The sequence below is a fragment of the Salinimicrobium oceani genome (assembly GCF_012037645.1).
In genome coordinates this window covers 24,212-46,813 of sequence record NZ_JAAVJR010000011.1, presented here as the reverse complement: position 1 = coordinate 46,813, position 22,602 = coordinate 24,212, and the positions used below count along the sequence as shown (strand labels likewise).

Here is a 22,602-nt window from a genome sequence, read left to right as displayed (position 1 = left end):
GAAATTTGCCCTTTTTGGCACCTTACACCGCAACTTCTTTAGTCTTGTTTGCCAGTTGTCCACAGGCCGCATCAATGTCCTTACCACGAGATCTACGTACAGTACAGGTGATGTGGTTTCGCTCCAGTTCCCGCACATACATGTTGGTGGTTTCTTCGGGTGCCTGCATAAAATGATCGTCACCTATAGGGTTATATTCAATAAGATTCACTTTGCAGGGCACGTATTTGCAGAATCTTACAAGAGCCTCTACATCGCGCCTGGAGTCATTGATCCCTTTCCAGACTACGTATTCATAAGTGATTCGGCTCCTGGTCTTTTCATACCAGTACTCCAAAGCTTCCCGCAGATCATTTAAGGGAAAAGTGGCATTGAAAGGCATAATGGATGTTCGAACCTCATCAATTGCCGAATGCAGGGAAACAGCAAGCTTGAATTTCACCTCTTCATCGGCCATTCTTTTTATCATTTTTGGCACCCCCGAAGTGGATACCGTGATCCTTTTTGGGGACATTCCCAGTCCTTCAGGAGAAGTGATCTTTTCAATTGCCTTCAAGACATTATTATAATTCATAAGAGGCTCCCCCATCCCCATGAAAACTATATTGGAAAGCGGCTTATCAAAGTATAGCCGACTTTCATTATCAATTGCAACTACCTGATCGTAAATTTCATCGGGATTGAGGTTTCGCATTCGCTTTAACTTCGCTGTAGCGCAGAACTTACAATCCAGGCTACAGCCCACCTGTGATGAAACACAAGCCGTTGTTCGCGAGGGCGTGGGAATTAAAACAGATTCCACAGTGAGATCATCGTGAAGCTTTACGGCATTTTTAATGGTGCCATCACTACTCCGTTGCATCTGGTCTACCCTAATGTGGTTGATCACAAAATTGTCGCTCAGCATTTGACGGGTACTTTTAGAGATATTCGTCATATCCTCAAAAGCATGCGCACCTTTGCCCCACAACCATTCATAAACCTGAGTTCCCCTAAAGGACTTATCCCCTTGAGAAACAAAGAATTGCTGAAGTTGCTCTTTGGTTAACGCCCGTATATCTTTCTTTCCATTTTTCACTTTGCAAAAATACTAAACTTAATGTGATTTATAATACTTCTCTAAAATGTCATTTTTGAAGATCAATAAGTTAGCCGGTTTTAAGTCCGGGTTCAAATTTTGATATTACAGATGTTGACGAGAAAGTTTAAAGTGGACAAAAAAACCTCACAGTTTTTAAAAAACTGTGAGGTTTGATTCAATTATATAGTCCCTACTGAAAGCTGTTGACTTATAAAATAAGCATCGCGTCACCGTAAGTATAGAAACGGTATTTTTCTTTTACTGCCTCTGCATAAGCCTTCTTCATGAAATCATGTCCGGCGAAAGCCGATACCATCATCAACAAGGTTGATTTTGGCGTATGGAAGTTGGTGATCATACAATTTGCGATACTGAAGTCGTATGGAGGAAAAATAAACTTATTGGTCCAGCCTTTAAATTCATTCAACTTCCTGTTTGAGGAAACAGAACTTTCTAATGATCGCATCACTGTTGTCCCTACAGCACACACTTTGCGCTTTTCGGTAATCGCCTTATTAATGGTCTCTACAGCCGGTCTTTCGATCAAGGCCTCCTCGCTGTCCATTTTGTGCTTGGAAAGATCTTCCACTTCCACAGGACTAAAAGTACCTAGACCTACGTGAAGCGTAACTTCAGCAAAATCGATACCTTTGATCTCAAGACGCTTCAACAGGTGTTTTGAAAAGTGAAGTCCGGCGGTTGGAGCTGCAACTGCACCTTCAGATTTTGCATAGATCGTCTGGTAGCGTTCTTTATCTTCAGGCTGAACCTCTCTTTTTATATATTTCGGCAATGGGGTCTCCCCCAGTTCTGTAAGTTTATCACGAAATTCTTCATAAGAACCGTCGTAAAGGAACCTAAGGGTTCTTCCGCGAGAAGTGGTGTTGTCAATAACTTCAGCAACCAGACTTTCATCTTCACCAAAGTACAGCTTGTTCCCAATTCTAATCTTTCTGGCAGGATCAACCAGTACATCCCACAAACGGGTTTCAGCATTTAATTCCCTCAACAGGAACACCTCAATACGAGCACCGGTCTTTTCTTTGTTTCCGAATAAACGCGCAGGAAAAACCTTGGTATTGTTCAACACCATCACGTCATTTGGCTCAAAATAATCTATAAGATCTTTGAATTGCTTGTGCTCAATTGTTTGATCCTTTCTGTTCAAAACCATTAGACGAGCTTCATCCCTGTTTTCTGAAGGATACTCGGCCAATAATTCTGGCGGAAGATCAAAATTGAAGTGCGATAATTTCATTCCCATATAAGATACATTTTTAGAAGCTGCAAATATACAACCTCGAGATAGGCGTTGTCAAGTAAATAGAGGTTTATTTAAGAAATCTGTTAATCCATGCGACCACACACCGGGATCTTTTGAAAAATTTTTAGTCGGTTGCCGAATCTGCTACTGAAAAGCCCAGCTTCTGCAGATCTTTCCAAAACTCCGGAAAAGATTTGCTCACCACACCGGCATCATTAATGTAAATGGGCACTTTTAACGCCAAAGGTGCAAAAGCAAGGGCCATGCGGTGATCATTATAGGTATCTATCGCAACCCCGGAATTTATTACTTCGGAAGCAAAGAGATGGAGGCTGTCTTGCGTGATCTCCACTTTTCCTCCCAGCTTCTCCAGCTCATTTTTAAGCGCCTGAAGTCGATCGGTCTCCTTAATTCGCAGCGTATGCAGGCCAGTCATCTTTAGCTCCACTCCCAACCCAAAACAAGTTACAGCTACCGTCTGGGCAAGATCGGGACTGTTTGCAAGATCGAGTTCCAGAACTTTTAAAGGCTCCATCTCCACTTTCTGAAGATTTATCTCACCTTCCAAAAAGGTGGTTTTCACGCCTAATTTCTGGTAGATCTCAGCGACGCTGCGGTCACCCTGTAAACTGTCTTCACGATAGGAGCTAAGCGTAATTTCCGAAGTGTTGGAAAGTGCCGCAATGCTGTAAAAATAGGACGCAGAACTCCAGTCAGATTCCACGGTCAGGGATTTGTCATCTATATGAGCGGCAGAATTTATGCTGATGCTGTTATTTTCGAAAGTTCCGGTTATTCCGCATTGTCTCAACAACTGCAGGGTCATCTCAATATAGGGTACAGAGGTCACCTTGCCCTCAAGATCAATTTTAAGACCCCGTGGCAGCGATAGCGCCATGAGCATTAAAGCCGAAATATACTGGCTACTGATATTTGCCTGCACCTCGACCCTATCTTTTTCAAAATTTTTTCCCTTTATTCTTAATGGCGGGAAACCCTCCTGCTTTTCATAGGATATTTCGGCGCCAAGCTCGCGAAGTGCATCTACCAGAACGCCAATAGGCCGTTCCTGCATGCGCTCACTTCCTGTCAGGATCACTTCGACACCTTCTTTAGCAGAAAGATAGGCCGTTAGAAAACGCATTGCGGTGCCTGCATGATGAATGTCAACTATGGTCTTTGGCCCAGCGAGAGCTGTTTGAAGCACCTGTGTATCATCACTGTTAGAGAGATTCTCAATGCGAAGATTCGGAAATTGCGCCTGTAAAATAAGCAGCCGATTGGATTCACTTTTGGAACCAGTTACGGCAATCCTGCCCGAGATGTCCCGGGTATTGGTTACAACCTGCACTTTCATATTAGTATTTCTTAAAATTTCTTCGGCGGCTGGTCATATAGATGGCATACACCAGGCTAATGGCCGCTTTGATAAGGAAATACTCTACCCATTGCCCGTTGGCCCACTCATCTTCATATATAGCTGCAAAATTCCCGGCAATGATCTGCCTAAAATGCGATAGCAGCAATGATAATCCTACAAAGATCACAAAAAATATGCTGCCTAGTTGCAGTACTTTCACCCAGTAATCTGGGTTCTTAATATCTTCAAGAATACGCATCTATCGTAGCTTTTCGTTATTCTTATGCCTGTTTTTATCTCTCTGGCTTTTTAACTCCAGTTTTTTGTTGAAGGCCTGCTGCAAATCGATCCCCGTTTGGTTTGCAAGGCAAAGTACTACGAAAACAACATCTGCAAGCTCTTCTCCCAGGTCCTTGGATTTATCGCTCTCCTTTTCACTTTGCTCCCCGTAACGGCGGGCTATGATCCTGGCTACTTCTCCAACTTCTTCTGTGAGCTGCGCCATGTTGGTAAGTTCATTAAAATATCTTACCCCGTGTTCCCTGATCCAGGCATCTACAGCCTCCTGTGCATTTTCAATGTTCATTAAATAGTTTTTTTCAAAACTATAGCTTCTGATTGTTTCTCCACCATCTGAGCATAAAATTCTTTTAATGCCTGATATTGCGATGGAAGGAAAATGATGTTTTTTAATCCAAATTCCGCCTGAAGTCTCAGGAACCTGCCATTTTGATTTGCCAAGAATTTGAATTCTCCTTCTCCTCCATTGATGGTCGTGATAAGACTTTCGGGCATTGATTCAACCTCATAGCCTTCAGGAATAAGCACATTTACAGTGGCAGTCCTTAACATCGGAAAATCAAAGAAGATCGGAAAATTTCGTTCATCTGCTTTAAAGGGATTTTCAGCAAGACCATTAAAAATGAACGGCTTCAGATAGATCTTTCCGTTAATGACGTCCATACCCTGCTGAAGTTCAAAGTCGTAAGTCTCTTTTACATCTTCTCCCACCTTTTTAAGATTCTCCTGGTTGATCTCCGAAACCTTGATGTTCCCTTTTCCTTTCTCCAGATTCTCAAGCAAGCTCTGGTCATTAAGTCCGCCAAATTTCTCCCTGTAGGCTTTGGCGAAGAGGCCATTTTCAACGCTAATAGATTTTCCTCGTAGTACCATGTCTTCCCCAACTTCATAACTCAAAATAGAAGTTTCCTGCGACAGGACCTGCGGATTAAGATTGATCCATTCCGAAGTTTCATTTTCTCTTATGATCCTGCCCTGCCAGTTCCTGGCTCTGGATGGCAGTTCACCTATAGCAGCATGAGGATCTGTAGCATCAAGCAGGATGTTGTTGTTGTTTGGCATCTCAATTGCCGAAACAACATAGTTGAAGCCGTTCCTTGTTGGATAGACAGGAATACCATTATTCCTTGTACTTACAACCACGGGACTCGCGTTAAGACCTGCATACTTCAGCATGGCTGTAAGTAGAAGATTAATATCTCCTACATTTCCTTCACCACTTTGGAATGCAGATTTCCCTCCGTTTTCAGCAGTAAATCCATAGTAACCGTTCCACTTCACTTTTTCTTTTACATAACTATAGATGAGAGCTGCTCTCTCTAAAGGGGAATTCACTCCTTCAATGATTTTATCGACGTCTTTCTTAAAGAAACCGTCCCGGCTAACTTCCTTTTGAAATCCTCCGTCATCGTAAATACCCTTCGCCACATCATCCCAGCTCACAGAATAATTCTTGATCATGGAATTCGGGAAACGGGTGGAAATGAGTTCCCATTTGATATAAGCCGCGTAGTTGTGCAGATAGTCCACATAATCTTCATCCTTCAAAGCTGGCACATCACTGGCATTGATCTCATAGGTATTCTGCAGAAACTCCAGCCTGTCGGCATTACTGTTGGTGGAATGGGTGAGGTGTAAAAAGGGTTTTGTTCCCTGAGAGATAGGCAGATTTAAAGGTGATTTTGTGTTTAGATACTTCCTATAGACCAGAAATTCGGGGATGGTGATCCTGACTTCAAGCCTGTTGATAGGGATCAAATTTTGCAGTGGCGTATCATCTATTGAGGTTACAAAAGGTGACCTCAGTGTATATTTGTATTCTATTACACTTCCCTCCTGCACTGCTGGCATGGTGAGTTTTGTGGTAAGACGATAGTCACTTTCTTCCTCTTCAAAAATGCCATTTCCTTTCAGTTTTTCATCTTTGATACGCCCGTCTTTTAGGTTATAGGTATAACCTTTAATAGAGGTGACCTTTTCCTCGTCGTTGGAATTCTGAAAATAAGAGATCTCTTTGGTCGCCCAATCAAAACCTTCCTTGGTGTAGATCTTTACTCTTTCGTGAACATCTGTGACAAGGGTGAAGCCGTTGTGTTCACTGTATTCATAGTATACACTCTGACTACGATAAAGTATGGCAGCATCTGCCTCTTCATCTTGAGGATGATTTTTTTCCTGCAGCTCCTCTACAGAAACTTTTCCAAAGCGGTAGTCTTGTGCTCCTGCTCCAGTGACTAGCAGCATAAATGCCGCCAAAAAATAAAACTTTTGCATGTTGGGGTGTTTTAATCGCTCTTTACAAGTACAGCTTTTTGATTGCCAAGAGCATGGATTGAATACATAAATTCTCTAAACTCCTGGAGTGATGATGCGGGCCAGGTTCCCTCGTTGAGCGTGTAGGAGCGGTCAACTTTTATATACTTTTTACCTTCTTTTTCGATCAGTACAGGTGCCATACTAAAGCTCCCGAACTCGCTTTCGATATTTACTGGTTCGGGCATTGCTTCGATATCAAAACCCTGAGGCAATTCAAACTCAAAATGGTCTATTTCTGTTCCGCCGCGGCCTATCTTGATGGGTAGATTTCTTCCATCACGCCCAGACACAGAATAAGTGTCAAGGCTTAAAAAAGTAAGTGGCAGCAGCAGCCTGTTACCGGCCTTAGACATGTATTTTGTTCCAGTGAACTGAAGTTGCTCAAGGAACTCATGTTTTTCCCTGTCATTTACATATACCGGTGTCTCCAGGTTGAGATCCTTAAGATGTCCCCATTGCTTTTTATAGAATAGGACCTGGTCTTTTTCGGCTGCAGTACTAATTCCATAGATATTTCCATAGGGAATTCCCTTGCTCAGCCTTTCCAAAGAACCAGAGAAACTTCCATCTTCGGCTAAACTTACCAGTACCTTGCTCTCCTGAGTGTTCTCACTAGGAGCATAAGTTCTGGTTTTTACAATTTCGCCTCCTTCCGGCTTTAATAAAAGCACATGGCGTTCGTCGGTAAAATCTCCCAGGTAATTGAAAGGCAAGGTCTGGCTTGTACATTCCAGCCAAATATCCTCTTTACCCTCTTGCGGTAAATTCAGGATCACATGATTTCCCTGCATGGAAACAAAATTGGGATCAATATCTTTTTTTTCCTCACCTGCATATACCACTGCGTAGTAGGAAGGAATATTCTGAGAATCGAGCAATGCCTTGGTGTAATTGGTAAGGCCTTTACAGTCTCCATATTTTACCTGATCCACTTCGGCCGCGGGGATAGGCTCCCAACCTCCAATTCCCAGTTGCACACTAATGTACCGGGAATTCTGCTGCACGTAGTCGTAGATGATCCTGGCCTTTTCCACATCATCCTTTGCACCCGAGGTCAATGCGGTAATTTTTTTCACGGTCGCTGCTGGCAGCTGGTTGCGACCGGCAATGAGATTATCATACTGCCACTTTCCGAAGTCATTCCAGTTGGAGCCGCTGCCTTTTACGCCCACCAGAGAAAATTCGTTAAGCGCTACAAGCAGTTGCGGAGTAAAATCCTGAAGTGGCGGACTTAGAGTTTCGTACCGGTAAGCGGGAAAACTCTGCAAAGTGTAGGTAAGTCCGTTGCTGGATCGATCCTTCTCCAGCTCAAGCTCCTCCATATTCCTTTCCTGGATTCTATATTCGATATTCGCTGTATTGATCACCTTATAGGTAGATTTCTCCACGCTTACATAAAAACCTCTCACAGGACTCCAATCGGGAAGGAAAATGGTGCTCCCCATTTCCACCTCGCTCTCATAGACCACGGTATATGGATATTCTCGAGGTGTGAACTCAGCATAACTTACCCGGGTATCGCTGTAAAGTGTGCCGGAAGAGATGGCGCTGCGGTCATTGAACTGCTTAGCTTTGATCTTCTTGATCTCGGCCCCATTTTTATCATAGATGAAAAGGCTTTGATGTTTTATCCTGGAATTGTCGCTGTAAAAATCTCCTGCAAAAGCATAACGATCTCCTTTTTCATTTAGGATCGTAACTACTTTTCGCGTGTTGATCCGCATTTTATCAACTGCCTCAATAGCAATAGAAAGGATTTCTTCCCGCACAACTGCGTTTGAATTCTCCTTTAGTTTGGAGTCAATAAGATTAACGGCGTATGGGGAGCTTTGGGAAACTGCAGCTGCAGAAATGAACAGCATTAACAGAAGAGAAAAAATGCGAAACATATACAGAATGGTGAGTTACTTCTGCAATATAAAAATATTTAACTCTTTTTAACAGAAAAATTTCAGGAATATTGATTGGAGGGAAATTCTTTCACAGAACCATTCAAGTGCAATGAAATTCTTTTATTCCTTGTCCCTGGAATCTATAAATATCGTGACCGGACCGTCATTTATAAGCTGCACCTTCATATCGGCGCCAAATTCCCCTGTCCCTACCCTTGTACCAAGTTCCCGCTCCAGAGTCTGAACAAATTTTTCATAAAGAGGACGTGCAACCGAAGGTTTGGCTGCCTTTATATAGCTGGGGCGGTTGCCCTTTTTCGTGCTGGCATGCAAAGTAAACTGGCTCACCACTATAGCCCGGGCTCTGTGATCGAGAATGGACTCATTCATGACTCCATCCTTGTCACTGAAAATTCGCATATTGGCAATCTTTTTACTCAGCCAGTTGATATCTTCCTCAGAATCCTCATGCTCAATCCCTAAAAGGATAAGCAAACCTGCTCCAATTTCTGCTTTTTTGACACCCTCTATAACTACAGATGCTTCCAGTACCCGCTGAATTACTGCTCTCATTCTGTCTCGTAATTTTCGAACCTGTAGTGCTGATCATCTTCTCCTTTAAGGATCTGCAGGTAACTCTTATAACGGGACCACGGGATCTCCCCTTGCTCCAAGGCTTCTTTAACTGCACATTTTGGTTCTTCGAGATGCAAACAATTATAGAACTTGCAGTCCTGTTTTCGGGCAAAAAATTCCGGAAAATAATTTCCCAGCTCTTCTTTCTCAATATCAACCACTCCAAAGCCTTTTATTCCAGGTGTATCGATGATCCTGGCCCCAAAATCCAGGTCAAACATTTCGGCAAAAGTGGTGGTGTGCTGCCCCTGCTTATGTTGTTCAGAGATCTGTGTAGTTTTAAGATCAAGTTTTGGCTCAATTGCATTCACCAAAGTCGACTTTCCCGTACCACTGTGCCCGGAAATCATGCTGGTCTTATCTTTCATAAGATCCTTTACCTTCTCGATATTCTTTCCAGACTTTGCAGAAATTCCTATACATTCATAGCCTATTTGCCGGTACATGGCAGCCATATATTTTACCTCATCAAGTTCCTCAGGAGAATAGGTATCTACCTTGTTAAACAGCAGGATTGCTTTGATGGCGTATGCTTCGGCAGTTACCAGAAAACGGTCTATAAAAGTGGTAAAGGTGGGCGGATTATTGAGCGTCACCAGAAGAAAAGCCTGATCAATATTGGAGGCTATGATATGGGTTTGCTTTGAAAGGTTAACAGATTTTCTAATGATGTAATTTTCCCTGTCCTTTATTCCCGTGATCACTCCATTTTGCTCACCTTCTGTATTGTCTTCGAGCTTGATGACTACACGATCGCCAACTGCCACAGGATTTGTGCTTTTAATTCCTTTGATCCTGAATTTCCCTTTGATCCGGCATTTGTAGAACTTGCCGTCTTCAGCCTTTACCTGGTACCAGCTTCCAGTCGATTTGTATACAGTTCCAGTCATTAATCTGTCAATGATTTTCCTCTTTTTCTTCGGAAGCATCCTATTTCAATTGAAAAAGATATTTATTTCTTGTGATGTTCCTGGCGCAAAATTACATTTAAATTACTGACTACCCTATATTTTTAGGAAAGGCTGCCAAAGCAGAAGAGAGCATTCCAATTCCAATCTCTTAAAAGAACAGCCCGTAATGCTGAAGTTCACGGGCTGCAATTTTACTTATGCTTTTTTCATTATTTCTTCCTGGTGATTAATGGATTCCTGGTGAATCGCCTTGAATATTCTCATGATGAAATCTTCACTCAGCCCATTTTGCTCACCTTCTTTGGTCATTTTTCCTAAGATCTCACTCCACCTTTGGTTTTGAAGAATGGCAACGTTCTGTGCCTTTTTGGCCCTCCCAATTTCATCGGCGATCTTCATCCTTCTCGAAAGCACATCGAGCAGCTGCGTATCGGCAATATCGATCATAGCTCTTAAACTCTGCAGTTTCGATTGAAATTCTTCACTTTCTGAGATCTCTTTTCTAATCCTCAGGTCCTGCATGAACTTCACGAGGGTTGCAGGGGTGATCTGCTGGGCAGCATCGCTCCAGGCATTATCAGGATCATGATGGGTTTCGACCATAATTCCGTCGTAATTAAGGTCAAGTGCAGTCTGGCACAGGTCGAAGATGGAAGTTCGATTCCCTGCGATGTGTGATGGATCCAGGATCAACGGGAGATCGGGAAATTTGGTCTGTAGATCGATGGGGATCTGCCATTCAGGATTATTTCTGTACCTGGTTTTTTCATAGGTCGAAAAACCACGATGGATCACTCCCAAATTCTTAATATCATTGGTGTACAAACGCTCTACTGCCCCCAGCCATAAAGAAAGATCGGGATTTACGGGGTTTTTGACCAGCACAACTTTATCAGTACCCTTAAGAGCATCGGCGATCTCCTGGATAATAAACGGTGAAACTGTGGTACGGGCTCCAATCCAGAGGATATCGATGTCATGCTTCATCGCCAATTCCACATGATTGGGATTGGCAACCTCGGTGGTGGTCAACATTCCTGTTTCCTCTTTTGCTTTCTGAAGCCATTTCAAACCTAAAGCCCCTACTCCTTCAAAATTTCCGGGGCGGGTTCTGGGTTTCCATATTCCTGCCCGCAATACATTCACATCTGTATCCTTAAGTTGATGTGCGATCTTGAGAACCTGTTCTTCGGTTTCTGCACTACACGGTCCTGCGATCACAAGTGGATGTTCCAATCCAAAATTATCTAACCAGGTTCTTAGCTCTTTTTTATTTTCCATATTTTTAAATTATAATATTGCGGTGCTAAACCTTCAGGGAGACCGCCAATTACTTATTATTTTTTCGCTACCGAGGCAGAAGCAGGAACTGAGGCCAAAGCTTCTAAACCGTTTTGATAAGTTCCAAGGATCTTCAGCTCCTCGGTCATTACCTCCAGAATTTCCATCGCCCGGACAAATCTCTCAGGCTCATCAAAAATGACATCTATGAAAAAAGCGTATTTCCATGGCATTTCTATGACCGGAACGCTCTGTATCTTTGTCATATCAAGGTTAAAATCCCGAAGAATATTTAATGCACTCACCAGGCTGCCATGCCGGCTTTCCATGACAAATTTAATGGATGCTTTGTTGGGGGAGATCTGCCGGGATCGATTTTCTTCAGTAGCCGAAAGTACAAGAAAACGGGTAGTGTTGCTTTTTATAGTATGTATACCACTCGCCAGGATCTCCAGTCCAAATAGCTCGGCTGCCGTTTGACTCGCTACAGCTGCGGAATGTTGAGAATTATTTTCTGAGATCCTTTTCGCTACCGAAGCTGTATCTGCATCTTCAACCAGCCTTATATGCGGATAATTGCTGAAGAATTCCTTACACTGCAGCAGGGCCATGGGATGAGAAAATACCTTTTTTATGTCCTCGATCTTTCTTCCCGGCACTGCCATAAGGTTCATCTGAATTGGGATATAATGCTCTCCAATGATCTTCAGGTTGTTCTCATCTATTAAGGCATAATTGGGAAGGATAGAGCCTGCAATTGAATTCTCAATGGCCATTACCGCCTTCTGTGACTGGCCTGTTGTGAGGCTCTTTACTACCTCTCCAAATGACATACATTCCTCTACAAGCACATCCAGGCCAAAATACTCCCTCGCTACCTGATGGTGAAATGATCCCTCGATTCCCTGAATTGCAATTTTTTCTTCCATATATATATCAAAAAAAAATCCCGATGCTTACATCGGGATTTCAGTTATTATATAATTCTAATTATACGGCACTCCCGATCCTATCTCTGTTATAGAAATAAAAGTAATACCAGGCGTTCCAGATAAATAAAATTTTCATTGTCATTTCTGTGAATGGCTAATGTAGTACATATTTTCAGAAAACGATATTTTTTCCTGAAAAAATCACGAGAACGATTTCGCTAATTTGCCAAGGCAGAAGTTCGCCTTTTGAAAAAGTTGATTTACTTTTGGGAAAAAGCTGCTATGTCCATTCAGGTAAATAAGATCTCTAAATTTTATGGGGAGCAAAAAGCGCTCGATGAAGTTTCCTTTTCTATTCAAAAAGGGGAAATTGTCGGTTTTCTTGGGCCCAACGGCGCGGGTAAATCTACTCTAATGAAGATCCTTACCGGCTATTTGCAGCCATCCTCGGGAGAAGCCAGCGTGAATGGCTTTCCTCTTTCTGAAGACATGCTTGAAGCTCAAAAAAGTACTGGTTATTTGCCCGAACACAACGCGCTTTATACAGATATGTATGTGAGGGAATATCTGGAATTCAATGCGCTCATTTATAAGGTGCCAAAAAAGCGAATTGAAGAGGTAATTCTTCAAACCGGACTTTCACCGGAAGCCAATAAGAAGATCGACCAGCTTTCCAAAGGCTACCGCCAAAGAGTGGGCATTGCAAATGCCCTTTTACACGATCCTGAAGTGCTTATCCTCGATGAACCTACCACCGGACTCGATCCTAATCAATTGGTGGAAATAAGAGAGCTCATCAAAAAAATTGGAAAAGAAAAGACCATATTGTTCTCTACGCACATCATGCGGGAGGTCGAAGCCCTGTGCGAGCGGGTGATCATCATCAACAGGGGACACATCGTGGCCGATAAGCGCCTGGAAGATCTTCGTGATGAACAGGTACAGATCATTGAGGTGGAATTTGACTATCGTATTGAAGAAATTGCATTGCAGCGCCTGCCACATTTACTCAACATCAAAAACACCGGCGGCTTTGTTTACGAACTCAGCTTTGAGACCGAAAAGGACATGCGGCCCACGGTTTTCGACTTTGCCCATGACAACGGATTAAAAACCCTGCAGCTGAATAGAAAGAATAAGAATCTCGAAAGTTTATTTTCAGAATTGACGCTGCAGAAGTAGCCTTTTCAACCCTTTCAGGGTTCCAAACCCTGAAAGGGTTACTTGCAGAGTTAGCGCCGGAGGTGCGGAATATTTATAGATAATATTATTCCGGGGAATAAAGAGCGCCGGAGGTGCGAAATATTTAAAAGCAACCTTATTATAGCGGATTGTAAATAGGCGCCATCTAGGGAGTATAAAGTTGGGCTAAAGCCCTGCAGGAAAATTTTTATTAGCCTCCGGCTAAAGCCGGAGACTATTCATTCTTATTTTATCTATTTGCTGACGCAAATCTGTGATTTTCTTCATTATGAAACCTCGTTATTCTTCCTGTTGGCGCGGATCTGATTTTCTTCACGGTTTATAAACCCTCGTAATCCTTTCTGTTAGCGCGGCTGTGATCCGTGCCGATACATATCACATTTTACTCGAAGATCAACCTCCCCGAATAAAACACCTCCACCTCAACTACCGGCGGGCGGTTCACCGAAATTACATCTCCCGTACTTCGTATCTCGCCCTTCAAAACCTGCTGCGGATTCACGATGAGCTTATTTGTTCCGCGGTGTTGGATCTCTACTGTCCCGGCTTTTAGCTCCCTTGCTTCTACTCTGCCATCTCCATTTGCCATGAACAGGTTCAGATAATCCGTCTCTCCCCGCAGAAAGAAATTGGAAAAATCATCTCCCGTCACCCGAACATGATCTGAAATCAAATGCAGATCAAAATCTCCAACTGTATAAACACCCTTAGCTCTTTCCTGGTTCAGACTTCGGAGCCAGATGTTCTTGAAATGCAATTCTCCCACACTTTTTATCACCCGGTTTCCGGCATTTTGAAGCCAGGTAAGATTGGGGGCGGTGACATAGATGCTGGTAACATCATAATCCCTTACAAAATTGCAGCCGTTGTCATTCCGCAGAATGAGTCTGCCATCGACTACTTCAGCAGAGATCTCGTTCATGAGGTTTTCTCCGGTTTTTACCACTACACTGTGCTTTGCACCCTGTTCAATGAAAAGCTCGATGTCTTCATAAACAATGAGTTCATCAAAGGCATCAACCACAAAATCCTTTTCTATGATCTTTCCGGCGGTTTGGAAACAGTCGGGAGCATCTTCGGTGTTACAACCCATAAATATGAGCAGTCCCAAAAAGGGGAAAATCAGCAGATATTTTTTCAGCAGCTGTTTCATAGGCGATAACCAATTGAAAATTCCACTGCTTCGGCATTGGCACCATGGGAGCGGACGGTTACAGATCCAAAAATGTCATTCCAGATCTCCCTTTGCAGCCCCACCCGGTTGTAAATTCTATCCACATATTTATCGTAAGGATAGTAGACATAATAACCGAGATGCGTAATAAGTGAAAGTTTCCTGAAGGTGAGTTGATGCCCTGCAAAGAAGCCCACCCGTTTCGAATCTTCATCTCCCGCCGACCCGTCAAGCGGAAAAGCGACCGAGTGAAAATAAATATACTCTTCCATCGCTCTGGAAAGAAACAATTCTGCTCCTGCCTGTAAGGTGCTTTTATGGTTCAAAGACTTATCGGCGTAAGCTGAAAGTGTCAGGAAAGGATAGGATTCAGATCCTATCACGCCTGTGGTATTGACTCCGCCGCGCAAAACAAAATTGTACCTAAGGGGTGCCGAAAATGGCATTTTTGGATCCTTAGGAATGAATTCTCTTTGAGATTCGTGATTGAAGTCGTAATTCAATCCGGCGCTCAAGGCGAGGGTGTTGGTGGAGCTGTTCGGAGATTTAAAATCGGCATTGGAATAATGTATAAGTGATAGTCCGGTCTGGAAGCCGAGGCCACCAATGATATTCTCAAACTGCAGATTCCCGGTGAAGATCGTGGAGCTTAAAATTCGGGAGCCGTAGGCGTTGTTACGGTAGTTATCATCCGGGTGATATGGGTTTGTCGTTACCGCAAGCCCCTGTCCTACTTTCAGCAAAAGATGCCGCTTCAGAAAATAAAATCCGAGGTGCGCATAGGCTCCATAATTCTTTCCTAAATGCTCATTTTTGAGATCCTGGTAAGAGAGCGAAAATCCGACGTTTGGATAGTTATAACGCCGCTCCCAGGCCTCATCGCCGTAAGTCTTTCGGTTGAAATGCAGCAGCATTCCATAAGGATGCTCCGTGATCAAATGTGAAATATTGGGGTTGTGCTCCCAGATGCTGCCATAGAAATAATTCGCCTCTACAGAATAATGCTTCTCCTGTGAAAAAGCAGTCTGGCCAAGGCAAATTAAAAAGAGGAGCAGCAGTTTTCGCATGGGGGGACGAGCGCCGGAATTATTTCTTTACCGGCGAACCGTTCAGGATAACTTCTGTGGTGATCTCGGCAGTTTTCTCCAGCATTTTTGCAACCGAACAATATTTCTCTAAAGAAAGATCTACTGCTCTTTTAGCTTTGTTTTCCGGGATTTCCCCGTCAATAGTGATCGTCAGGTGAATTCTCGTGAACACATTGGGAACGGCACCGTCAACTCGAAAACCTTCCACATCCATCTCCAGATTCGTCATCTCGAGCTGCTGTTTTTTCAGGATCATCACAATATCAATTCCGCTGCAGCCGGCAATTCCCATAAGCAGCAATTCCATTGGGCTGGCACCCTGCGGATTTGGTTCACTCTTGTTATCGAGCTGCACCACATCGCCGCGCTCATTGGTAGTTTCAAAATGATAATTGTCGTTCAGCCTTTTAAGATGGATCTTCATGAGGGTATTTTTTCCGCTAATTTAATTAAATCTGTAAGAACTCCGCGTGCCGTCACCGCAGCTCCTGCCCCTGCTCCTTTGATCACCAGCGGTTGTTCGCCATAAGATTCAGTAAAGATCTCAAAAGAAGAGTCGGCATTTTGCAGACTGCCAAGCGCTGAAGTTCTCTTTTCGGTCACAAGTTTCACGTCCAGAACTCCTTTTTGAATATCCAGCTCGCCTACATGCCGTATCACCTCGTCCTGCTTTAACTCTTTCTTGAGTTTTAAAAAGAGTGGATCCAGATCAATTTTATTCTTCTGAAAGTTCTCTAAAGTTGACTGCCCGTTGAGATGCGGCGGCACCAAATCCTGAATTGTGATCTCTTCAAATTCCTTCTCTAAGCCCAGCTCCCGTCCCAGGATCAATAGTTTTCTCGCCACATCCTTTCCGGAAAGGTCCACACGAGGATCGGGTTCTGTAAAGCCTTTATCAGTCGCCTTGGTCAATACTTCAGAAAATGTCTTTTCTTCGGCACAATAGGTATTGAAAATATAGCTTAGCGAGCCGGAGAATACTCCTCTTACTTTTGTCACCCGTTCGTTGGAACGATGGAAATTCCGCAGCGTCTCCACAATTGGCAAACCAGCGCCCACATTCGTTTCGTAAAAGAAAAACTTGCCATGTTCCAGCAGTTTTTTCCGTAGTTCAGTATAAAATTGAGAGGAACGGGTGTTCGCCACCTTATTGGCAGCAACAATGTGAAATCCGGACTCAATGAGGCTGAAATAATTATCCACGAATTCCTCGCTGGCCGTAGCATCTACAGCGATCAAATTCTCATAATCCTGCTGCTGCACATAATTTATGATGTCCTCGAGCTTGTATGGAAAACCGAACTTTTCAAGATCGGCTTCCCATGAGGGCTGCTGATTCTCCTTCTGAAAAAAGGCGGTGGTAGAATTAGCGATCACAGGAAGGTTCAGCTCCACTCCTTCTCTTTGCCGCAGCTGTTCGCGTGCCTCTAGCAGTTGGTTTATGAGCTTACTTCCAACGTTACCTGTTCCAAAGAGTACTATGTTTATCTTTTTCATTATTGTCTTTTTTTGAGTTAAAAATGGGCGCTAAAATCTGAGCCAGCTGCTCATATTCGATGAGAAAAGCGTCATGTCCATGGATGGATTTGATCTCATGATAGCACACATTCTCTTTTACTTCGGAAAGCTCCCGGTATGTTTTCCTTATCTCCTCCGGAAGGAAAAACAAATCGGAATCAATTCCCACCAAGTGAATATTCCCGCTGATTTCCTTTGCTACAACTGAAGTCTCTCCCTTCCCGCCTGAAATATCAATAGTAGTGAGCAGGTGGTTCATCAGCTTATAGGCAGCCAGTTCAAAACGACCTTCCAGTTTCCGGCCGTGATAACTTAACCAGTTCGCCACCTCGAACTGAAAATTCAGCTCATTCTTTTTCCTGCGGAATTTAGCCGAAAAGGATGCCGGAGTACGGTAAAAAGTCATGGCATGCATTCGCGCATCATGAACGGGATCTGAAGAATTATTCAGGATCTGGTCCTGTACCTTGCTCTGCCCCAGCACCCAATCGGTCGCCTTGAGGTCGGCAGCGATGGGGATCAGGTTTTGGATCAGGTTTGGTTTTAGGACCGCAAGATGCCAGGACAGGGCGCCGCCAATGGAGCCTCCAATAGCAGCAAACAGGCTGTCGATCTTCAATTCTTCCAGAACCTGCACAAAGATCTTTGCAACATCATCCAGGGTGAATGCTGTATAATTGTGCAGCAGATGTTCCTTTTTACCGCCGGCGCCGTTGCCCGGAATATTTATAGCCAGAATTGTAAAACTGTTGGTGTCGATGCATTTTCCAGGTCCTATTAATTTCTGCCACCAGCCATCTTCTCCCGTGACATTGGCATTTCCGGTAAGGGCGTGATTCACCAGCACCACAGGTGCAGTGCCTGCTTCCCTTCCAAAAATGCGATAAAACACATGGATTTTCTGAACAGTGTCGGCCGAGTTTTGGTAATTAGGAATTATTATTTCTTTCAACATTTATCTAGAGTTTTAGGATGTTATGGAACCATTCGAAGTGAACTTATAATGAACAAAGGCGCAAAGGCTATTTTACTTCTCCCTCTGGTCGTCTAAATTGGTCTTCTTTCATGTATGTTCATTTTTTTGCTTGTCCAAAAAAACGAACCAAAAAAAGGACACTTTTTTGATAGGTGTTTCCAATTTTGCTCACGCAAAATCAGAACCGCGCTCTCCCGGCTAAATTTTCTCCAAGGCTTCAAAAATTTTTAACGCCGGGAGACCGCTACACTTACAAAAAAGCTAGTCTTGATCAATATTTCCTTACATTTTTAAAATTCGTTAAATAAATGACCAAAAGATTTCAAAAATCCAAGAAATTCTATTCCAAGGAACAACTTCGAAACCCTGCTAAATTGCTTTAGCCTCTTTTTTACTCTTTATCTGTACCAGCGCCTGCTCCAAATCAGATTTAAGATCTTCCAGGTCTTCCAACCCTACAGAAAGCCTCACCAGGTCTTTGGTTACTCCGGTCGACTCCTGCTGTTCGTCGCTAAGCTGCTGATGTGTAGTACTGGCCGGATGAATAATTAAAGACTTGGTATCTCCAATGTTGGCAAGCAGGGAAAAGAGTTTGGTTTCATCGACCAGAACCTTCGCTGCTTCATAACCACCTTTTACTCCGAAAGTCACTACTCCACTCTGGCCTTTCGGAAGGTATTTCTGAGCCAGTTCGTGATAAGCGCTGCTTTCCAGCCCCGGATAATTTACCCAGCTCACCTCTTCTTTTTGCTGTAGCCATTTTGCCAAAGCCAAAGCATTTTCGCTGTGCTTTTTGATCCTTATTTCCAGCGTCTCCAGCCCCTGCAGGATCTGAAAAGCATTAAATGGGCTCAAGGCCGCACCAAGGTCGCGTAAACCTTCTATCCTCACTTTGGCGATAAAGGCAGCTTCTTTTAAAACGTCGTGATAGACGAGTCCGTGGTAACCGGGAGAAGGTTCGGTGAATTCAGGGAATTTGCCGTTGCTCCAGTCGAATTTTCCGGCATCAATGATGACACCGCCGAGGGAAGTTCCATTGCCGCCAATGTATTTGGTAAGAGAATGGATCACCAGGTCGGCACCATATTCTATCGGCTTGACCAGCGCCGGAGTAGCGACGGTATTATCAACTATGAAAGGAACTTTATGTTCTTTAGCCACTGCAGAGATCGCCTCCAGGTCCAGCACATCAAGCTTTGGATTCCCAAGAGATTCTACAAAAACAGCCCGGGTATTTTCCTTTACGGCTTTAGAAAAGTTCTCAGCATCTTGCGGATCTACAAAAGTGGTGGTGATGCCCAGGCGAGGTAAGGTAACGCTGAGGAGATTGTAAGTTCCGCCGTAAAGGCTGCTGGAAGCAACAATGTGATCTCCGGATTTTAGCAGCGTAAGTAAGGTGGTGCTGATCGCCGCCGTTCCCGATGCTGTCACCACAGCTGCGATTCCGCCTTCCAGGGCTGCCAGTCGCTGCTCTAAAATGTCATTGGTAGGGTTGTTTAACCTGGTGTAGATAAACCCGGGTTCTGCCAGCGAAAAAAGATTTGCTGCATGATCTGAATCTTTGAAGACGTAAGAAGTGGTTTGATAAATAGGAACTGCTCTTGTTCCTCCGTTTGCTGCTACGTCATGCCCTGCGTGGAGAGCCTTGGTCGAAAAATTGTTTGTTGTACTCATGTTTTTAATGTTTAAGGGTTAATTGTTAACGGTTAATTGTTAATTGTTGATTGTTAGGATCTCAGTTGTCGGTTCTCGGTTCCCTTAAAATGGCCACGAATTCACGAATAGTTTAAGGCATACTCTTTTCCCGAATTAAATTTGGAATCTGGGATTTGGTACTTGGTGCTTCTTTCTACTCATTGTTCATTGTTTATTGTTTATTGCCTGTTCCGGTTCTCAGTAGTCGGATTTTTTATTGTCATCTCGACAGAGCATTTTCTTTCGGAGAAAGCAAATGCGACGAGAGATCTCATCCGGTTTTTGCTGTTCATTATTGATAATTGTTGAATTTTCATTATTGTCGCTTGTCGGTTCCCTTAAAATGGCCACGAATCCACGAATAGTTTAAGGCATACTCTTTTCCCGAATTAAATTTGGAACTTTGAATTTGGTACTTGGTGCTTTTTTCTTGCTCATTGTTTATTGTTTATTGCTAATTGCTAATTGCCTGTTCCGGTTCTCAGTTGTTAGTTGTCGGATTATTTTTTGTCATCCCGACAGAGCATTTTCTTTCGGAGAAAGCAAATGCGACGAGAGATCTCATCCGGTTTTTGCTGTTCATTGATAATTGTTGAATTTTCATTATTGTCGGTTCTCGGTTCCCTTAAAATGGCCACGAATTCACGAATAATTTAAGGTATACTCTTTTCCCGAATTAAATTTGGAATTTGGAATTTGGTACTTGGTGCATTGTTTATTGTTTATTGTTTATTGTTTATTGCTAATTGCTAATTGCTTTAAATGAAAAAACCCCTTTGACTCGCTTGCCAAAGGGATTTTTAGTAACTGAATATATAACTAACTTAGATCCTCATTTCTTGGCAATAGCGGGTTGGTGCGCACATCATGCACATCATACAACACATCATCATTCTTGCTATTGCTCTGTAATTTTTCATGTTTCTACTTTTCGGCTTTCCGGCCTCTTGTTTTGTTAGGTGTCAAAATGCCTTTTTTGACACCTCTCTTTTTTCGATTTTTCTGAAACAAAAAAGCCGCTGCGGTGGCAGCGGCTTTTTGCTATTTTATCTTTTTCAGATTCATGCAATAGGACGCGCTGCGGAAGTTCTCCACATCATACACATCATATTACAAATTACCTGGTTCATTTCTCGATTTTGTATGAAGCAAAGTTAACGACAGAAAATTTTAAGGAACAAATAAAATTTAGATTAATTTAATTTTCTGAGTATTGGCAGGGCTTTATAGCTAATCTTTGCGAATCAACAATTTTGCTCGGCACGGATTGCAAATCCGCGCCCTCGGCTGCTAATTGTTTATTGATCATTGTTAAAAGCTAATTGAAGTTGCGCTAAGGATTGAGCGGTTGTTGGAGCTCTCCCGCAGCCGAGAGGCTGAGGGAAGCGACCCGCGAAAGCCTGACGGGGCGACCGGGAGGCCGCACCGGAGCGCCCAAATTATTCTTAAAAATGAGATAAAGCAGCTGATTTAAAACAATTTTTATACATTTGCTGCTCATCAACTTCAGGGAAAAATTTGACTGATTGCAACCCTTAAAAATGCTAAAGCAGTGAAAACTCCTCTTAGCGCTTCACGTCAAATTTCTGCTTGAAATTAATTTTTAAAAAAGACGAAGCATGCCATATTTATTTACTTCAGAAAGTGTTTCTGAAGGCCACCCAGATAAAGTTGCAGACCAGATTAGCGATACCCTTTTAGACAATTTCCTTGCTTTTGATCCAGAATCTAAGGTTGCCTGCGAGACGCTTGTAACAACGGGACAGGTGGTGCTTGCAGGAGAGGTTAAGAGCGATACTTACCTCGATGTGCAAACCATTGCCAGAGATGTGATCAATGATATTGGCTACACTAAAGGAGCTTATAAATTCAGCGGGGATTCCTGCGGAGTGATCTCCCTTATCCACGAACAATCTCAGGATATCAACCAGGGAGTTGACCGCGGAAACAAGGAAGAACAGGGTGCCGGGGACCAGGGAATGATGTTTGGCTACGCCACCAAAGAAACTGAGAACTACATGCCGCTGGCCCTCGATATCTCTCATAAGATCCTTATTGAGCTGGCGAAGCTGCGTCGGGAAAATGAGGAGATCACTTACCTGCGACCCGATTCCAAGAGCCAGGTAACTATCGAATACAGCGATGACAACGTGCCGCAACGCATCGTTTCTATCGTGGTTTCTACGCAGCATGACGAATTTGATGAGGATGATAAAAAAATGCTGGACAAGATCAAGAAGGACATTATCGAGATCCTTATTCCGAGGGTGCAGACCCAACTTCCGGAATATGTTCAGAAGCTGTTCAATGACAAGATCACCTACCACATCAATCCTACAGGAAAATTCGTGATTGGCGGACCTCACGGCGATACCGGACTTACCGGAAGAAAGATCATCGTAGATACTTACGGCGGAAAAGGTGCTCACGGTGGGGGTGCCTTTTCAGGAAAAGATCCAAGTAAGGTGGATAGATCGGCTGCATATGCGGCGCGGCATATCGCTAAGAACCTCGTAGCTGCCGGCGTGGCTGACGAAGTACTGGTTCAGGTTTCTTACGCTATTGGGGTTGTGGAACCAACTTCCATTCTCGTCGAAACCTATGGTACTAAGAAAGTAGAACTTTCCCACGGAGAGATCGCGCAAAAGGTGCTTGAGATCTTTGACATGCGTCCATCGGCCATTGAAGAAAGACTCGGCCTTAGAAATCCTATTTATCGCGAAACCTCAGCTTATGGTCACTTCGGAAAAGAACCGAGAACCGAGAGAAAGGTGTTCAAGAGTCCGTACAACGGCGAAAAAACTGTAGAGGTGAAATTATTTACCTGGGAAGAGCTCAATTACGTGGATAAGGTGAAGGAAGAGTTTGGGTTGAATTAGTACTGAGTACTGAGTATTTTTTTAGAATTCATAATACATAAAAGAGGCTGCCTTAAAAGTCTGTTTTTCGTCAAGCTGTCCCGAAGCTTCGGGAGT

The 22,602-nt window shown here is 43.4% G+C and carries 19 protein-coding genes; 2 read left to right on the top strand and 17 right to left on the bottom strand.

The window, feature by feature from the left end; genetic code table 11:
• Nucleotides 1-22: 22 nt before the first annotated feature.
• The 11 genes from rlmN to HC175_RS14250 form a co-directional block, all read right to left on the bottom strand.
• Nucleotides 23-1,078 (bottom strand): dual-specificity RNA methyltransferase RlmN, encoded by a 1,056-nt coding sequence (gene rlmN, locus HC175_RS14300; RefSeq protein ID WP_168139174.1) that lies wholly within the window; start codon nucleotides 1,076-1,078, stop codon nucleotides 23-25.
• Nucleotides 1,079-1,289: 211 nt separating this feature from the next.
• Complete coding sequence (gene queA / locus HC175_RS14295) at nucleotides 1,290-2,339, bottom strand: tRNA preQ1(34) S-adenosylmethionine ribosyltransferase-isomerase QueA (RefSeq protein WP_168139196.1); 1,050 nt, start codon at nucleotides 2,337-2,339, stop codon at nucleotides 1,290-1,292.
• 130 nt (nucleotides 2,340-2,469) lie between these two features.
• Complete coding sequence (gene aroA, locus HC175_RS14290) at nucleotides 2,470-3,702, bottom strand: 3-phosphoshikimate 1-carboxyvinyltransferase (protein ID WP_168139173.1); 1,233 nt, start codon at nucleotides 3,700-3,702, stop codon at nucleotides 2,470-2,472.
• A gap of 1 nt (nucleotide 3,703) precedes the next feature.
• Nucleotides 3,704-3,964, bottom strand: a complete 261-nt coding sequence (locus tag HC175_RS14285) for a hypothetical protein (RefSeq protein WP_168139172.1) — start codon at nucleotides 3,962-3,964, stop codon at nucleotides 3,704-3,706.
• Nucleotides 3,965-4,291 carry a nucleotide pyrophosphohydrolase gene (locus HC175_RS14280; RefSeq protein WP_168139171.1) on the bottom strand — a complete coding sequence of 109 codons (327 nt, stop codon included), beginning with the start codon at nucleotides 4,289-4,291 and terminating at the stop codon, nucleotides 3,965-3,967.
• Nucleotides 4,291-6,279: a DUF3857 domain-containing protein gene (locus HC175_RS14275; RefSeq protein WP_168139170.1), complete on the bottom strand. Its 1,989-nt coding sequence runs from the start codon at nucleotides 6,277-6,279 to the stop codon at nucleotides 4,291-4,293. The genes HC175_RS14280 and HC175_RS14275 overlap by 1 nt, the downstream gene beginning before the upstream one ends.
• Before the next feature lie 11 nt (nucleotides 6,280-6,290).
• Nucleotides 6,291-8,210 (bottom strand): DUF3857 domain-containing transglutaminase family protein, encoded by a 1,920-nt coding sequence (locus HC175_RS14270; protein ID WP_168139169.1) that lies wholly within the window; start codon nucleotides 8,208-8,210, stop codon nucleotides 6,291-6,293.
• A 123-nt stretch (nucleotides 8,211-8,333) separates the two neighbouring features.
• The gene (dtd, locus tag HC175_RS14265; protein ID WP_168139168.1) at nucleotides 8,334-8,786 is read right to left on the bottom strand and encodes a D-aminoacyl-tRNA deacylase; all 453 of its coding nucleotides are present in this window, start codon (nucleotides 8,784-8,786) and stop codon (nucleotides 8,334-8,336) included.
• On the bottom strand, nucleotides 8,783-9,739 hold the full coding sequence (rsgA, locus tag HC175_RS14260) for a ribosome small subunit-dependent GTPase A (RefSeq protein WP_168139167.1): 957 nt from the start codon (nucleotides 9,737-9,739) through the stop codon (nucleotides 8,783-8,785). Before rsgA ends, dtd begins: the two co-directional genes overlap by 4 nt.
• A gap of 216 nt (nucleotides 9,740-9,955) precedes the next feature.
• On the bottom strand, nucleotides 9,956-11,041 hold the full coding sequence (locus HC175_RS14255; protein ID WP_168139166.1) for a bifunctional 3-deoxy-7-phosphoheptulonate synthase/chorismate mutase type II: 1,086 nt from the start codon (nucleotides 11,039-11,041) through the stop codon (nucleotides 9,956-9,958).
• Nucleotides 11,042-11,097: 56 nt separating this feature from the next.
• On the bottom strand, nucleotides 11,098-11,970 hold the full coding sequence (locus HC175_RS14250; RefSeq protein ID WP_168139165.1) for a prephenate dehydratase: 873 nt from the start codon (nucleotides 11,968-11,970) through the stop codon (nucleotides 11,098-11,100).
• A 285-nt stretch (nucleotides 11,971-12,255) separates the two neighbouring features.
• On the opposite strand from HC175_RS14250, the gene gldA reads away from it, so the two are divergent.
• Nucleotides 12,256-13,155, top strand: coding sequence for a gliding motility-associated ABC transporter ATP-binding subunit GldA (gene gldA, locus HC175_RS14245; protein ID WP_168139164.1), 900 nt, complete (start codon nucleotides 12,256-12,258; stop codon nucleotides 13,153-13,155).
• A 403-nt stretch (nucleotides 13,156-13,558) separates the two neighbouring features.
• Here gldA and HC175_RS14240 read toward each other — a convergent pair whose 3' ends face one another.
• The 6 genes from HC175_RS14240 to HC175_RS14220 form a co-directional block, all read right to left on the bottom strand.
• Nucleotides 13,559-14,329: a head GIN domain-containing protein gene (locus HC175_RS14240; protein ID WP_168139163.1), complete on the bottom strand. Its 771-nt coding sequence runs from the start codon at nucleotides 14,327-14,329 to the stop codon at nucleotides 13,559-13,561.
• Entirely contained in the window at nucleotides 14,326-15,417 is a 1,092-nt protein-coding gene (locus HC175_RS14235; RefSeq protein WP_168139162.1) for an acyloxyacyl hydrolase, read from the bottom strand. The genes HC175_RS14240 and HC175_RS14235 overlap by 4 nt, the downstream gene beginning before the upstream one ends.
• 19 nt (nucleotides 15,418-15,436) lie before the next feature.
• Entirely contained in the window at nucleotides 15,437-15,862 is a 426-nt protein-coding gene (locus HC175_RS14230; protein WP_168139161.1) for an OsmC family protein, read from the bottom strand.
• A complete protein-coding gene (locus HC175_RS24245) occupies nucleotides 15,859-16,935 on the bottom strand; it encodes a homoserine dehydrogenase family protein (RefSeq protein ID WP_235942629.1) in 1,077 nt (358 codons plus the stop codon). The genes HC175_RS14230 and HC175_RS24245 overlap by 4 nt, the downstream gene beginning before the upstream one ends.
• Entirely contained in the window at nucleotides 16,898-17,911 is a 1,014-nt protein-coding gene (locus tag HC175_RS24240) for an alpha/beta fold hydrolase (RefSeq protein ID WP_235942628.1), read from the bottom strand. The genes HC175_RS24245 and HC175_RS24240 overlap by 38 nt, the downstream gene beginning before the upstream one ends.
• A gap of 390 nt (nucleotides 17,912-18,301) precedes the next feature.
• Nucleotides 18,302-19,606, bottom strand: coding sequence for an O-acetylhomoserine aminocarboxypropyltransferase/cysteine synthase family protein (locus HC175_RS14220; RefSeq protein ID WP_168139160.1), 1,305 nt, complete (start codon nucleotides 19,604-19,606; stop codon nucleotides 18,302-18,304).
• A 1,640-nt stretch (nucleotides 19,607-21,246) separates the two neighbouring features.
• Between HC175_RS14220 and metK the strand changes: the two genes are divergently transcribed.
• A complete protein-coding gene (metK, locus tag HC175_RS14215; protein WP_168139159.1) occupies nucleotides 21,247-22,506 on the top strand; it encodes a methionine adenosyltransferase in 1,260 nt (419 codons plus the stop codon).
• Nucleotides 22,507-22,602: the final 96 nt, after the last annotated feature.

Excerpts from the sequence above, each read along its gene's own strand:
- queA (WP_168139196.1), bottom strand. The coding sequence starts at position 2,339 with ATGAAATTATCGCACTTCAATTTTGATCTTCCGCCAGAATTATTGGCC.
- aroA (WP_168139173.1), bottom strand. The coding sequence starts at position 3,702 with ATGAAAGTGCAGGTTGTAACCAATACCCGGGACATCTCGGGCAGGATT.
- HC175_RS14285 (WP_168139172.1), bottom strand. The coding sequence starts at position 3,964 with ATGCGTATTCTTGAAGATATTAAGAACCCAGATTACTGGGTGAAAGTA.
- HC175_RS14280 (WP_168139171.1), bottom strand. The coding sequence starts at position 4,291 with ATGAACATTGAAAATGCACAGGAGGCTGTAGATGCCTGGATCAGGGAA.
- HC175_RS14275 (WP_168139170.1), bottom strand. The coding sequence starts at position 6,279 with ATGCAAAAGTTTTATTTTTTGGCGGCATTTATGCTGCTAGTCACTGGA.
- HC175_RS14270 (WP_168139169.1), bottom strand. The coding sequence starts at position 8,210 with ATGTTTCGCATTTTTTCTCTTCTGTTAATGCTGTTCATTTCTGCAGCT.
- dtd (WP_168139168.1), bottom strand. The coding sequence starts at position 8,786 with ATGAGAGCAGTAATTCAGCGGGTACTGGAAGCATCTGTAGTTATAGAG.
- rsgA (WP_168139167.1), bottom strand. The coding sequence starts at position 9,739 with ATGACTGGAACTGTATACAAATCGACTGGAAGCTGGTACCAGGTAAAG.
- HC175_RS14255 (WP_168139166.1), bottom strand. The coding sequence starts at position 11,041 with ATGGAAAATAAAAAAGAGCTAAGAACCTGGTTAGATAATTTTGGATTG.
- HC175_RS14250 (WP_168139165.1), bottom strand. The coding sequence starts at position 11,970 with ATGGAAGAAAAAATTGCAATTCAGGGAATCGAGGGATCATTTCACCAT.
- gldA (WP_168139164.1), top strand. The coding sequence starts at position 12,256 with ATGTCCATTCAGGTAAATAAGATCTCTAAATTTTATGGGGAGCAAAAA.
- HC175_RS14240 (WP_168139163.1), bottom strand. The coding sequence starts at position 14,329 with ATGAAACAGCTGCTGAAAAAATATCTGCTGATTTTCCCCTTTTTGGGA.
- HC175_RS14235 (WP_168139162.1), bottom strand. The coding sequence starts at position 15,417 with ATGCGAAAACTGCTGCTCCTCTTTTTAATTTGCCTTGGCCAGACTGCT.
- HC175_RS14230 (WP_168139161.1), bottom strand. The coding sequence starts at position 15,862 with ATGAAGATCCATCTTAAAAGGCTGAACGACAATTATCATTTTGAAACT.
- HC175_RS24245 (WP_235942629.1), bottom strand. The coding sequence starts at position 16,935 with ATGAAAAAGATAAACATAGTACTCTTTGGAACAGGTAACGTTGGAAGT.
- HC175_RS24240 (WP_235942628.1), bottom strand. The coding sequence starts at position 17,911 with ATGTTGAAAGAAATAATAATTCCTAATTACCAAAACTCGGCCGACACT.
- HC175_RS14220 (WP_168139160.1), bottom strand. The coding sequence starts at position 19,606 with ATGAGTACAACAAACAATTTTTCGACCAAGGCTCTCCACGCAGGGCAT.
- metK (WP_168139159.1), top strand. The coding sequence starts at position 21,247 with ATGCCATATTTATTTACTTCAGAAAGTGTTTCTGAAGGCCACCCAGAT.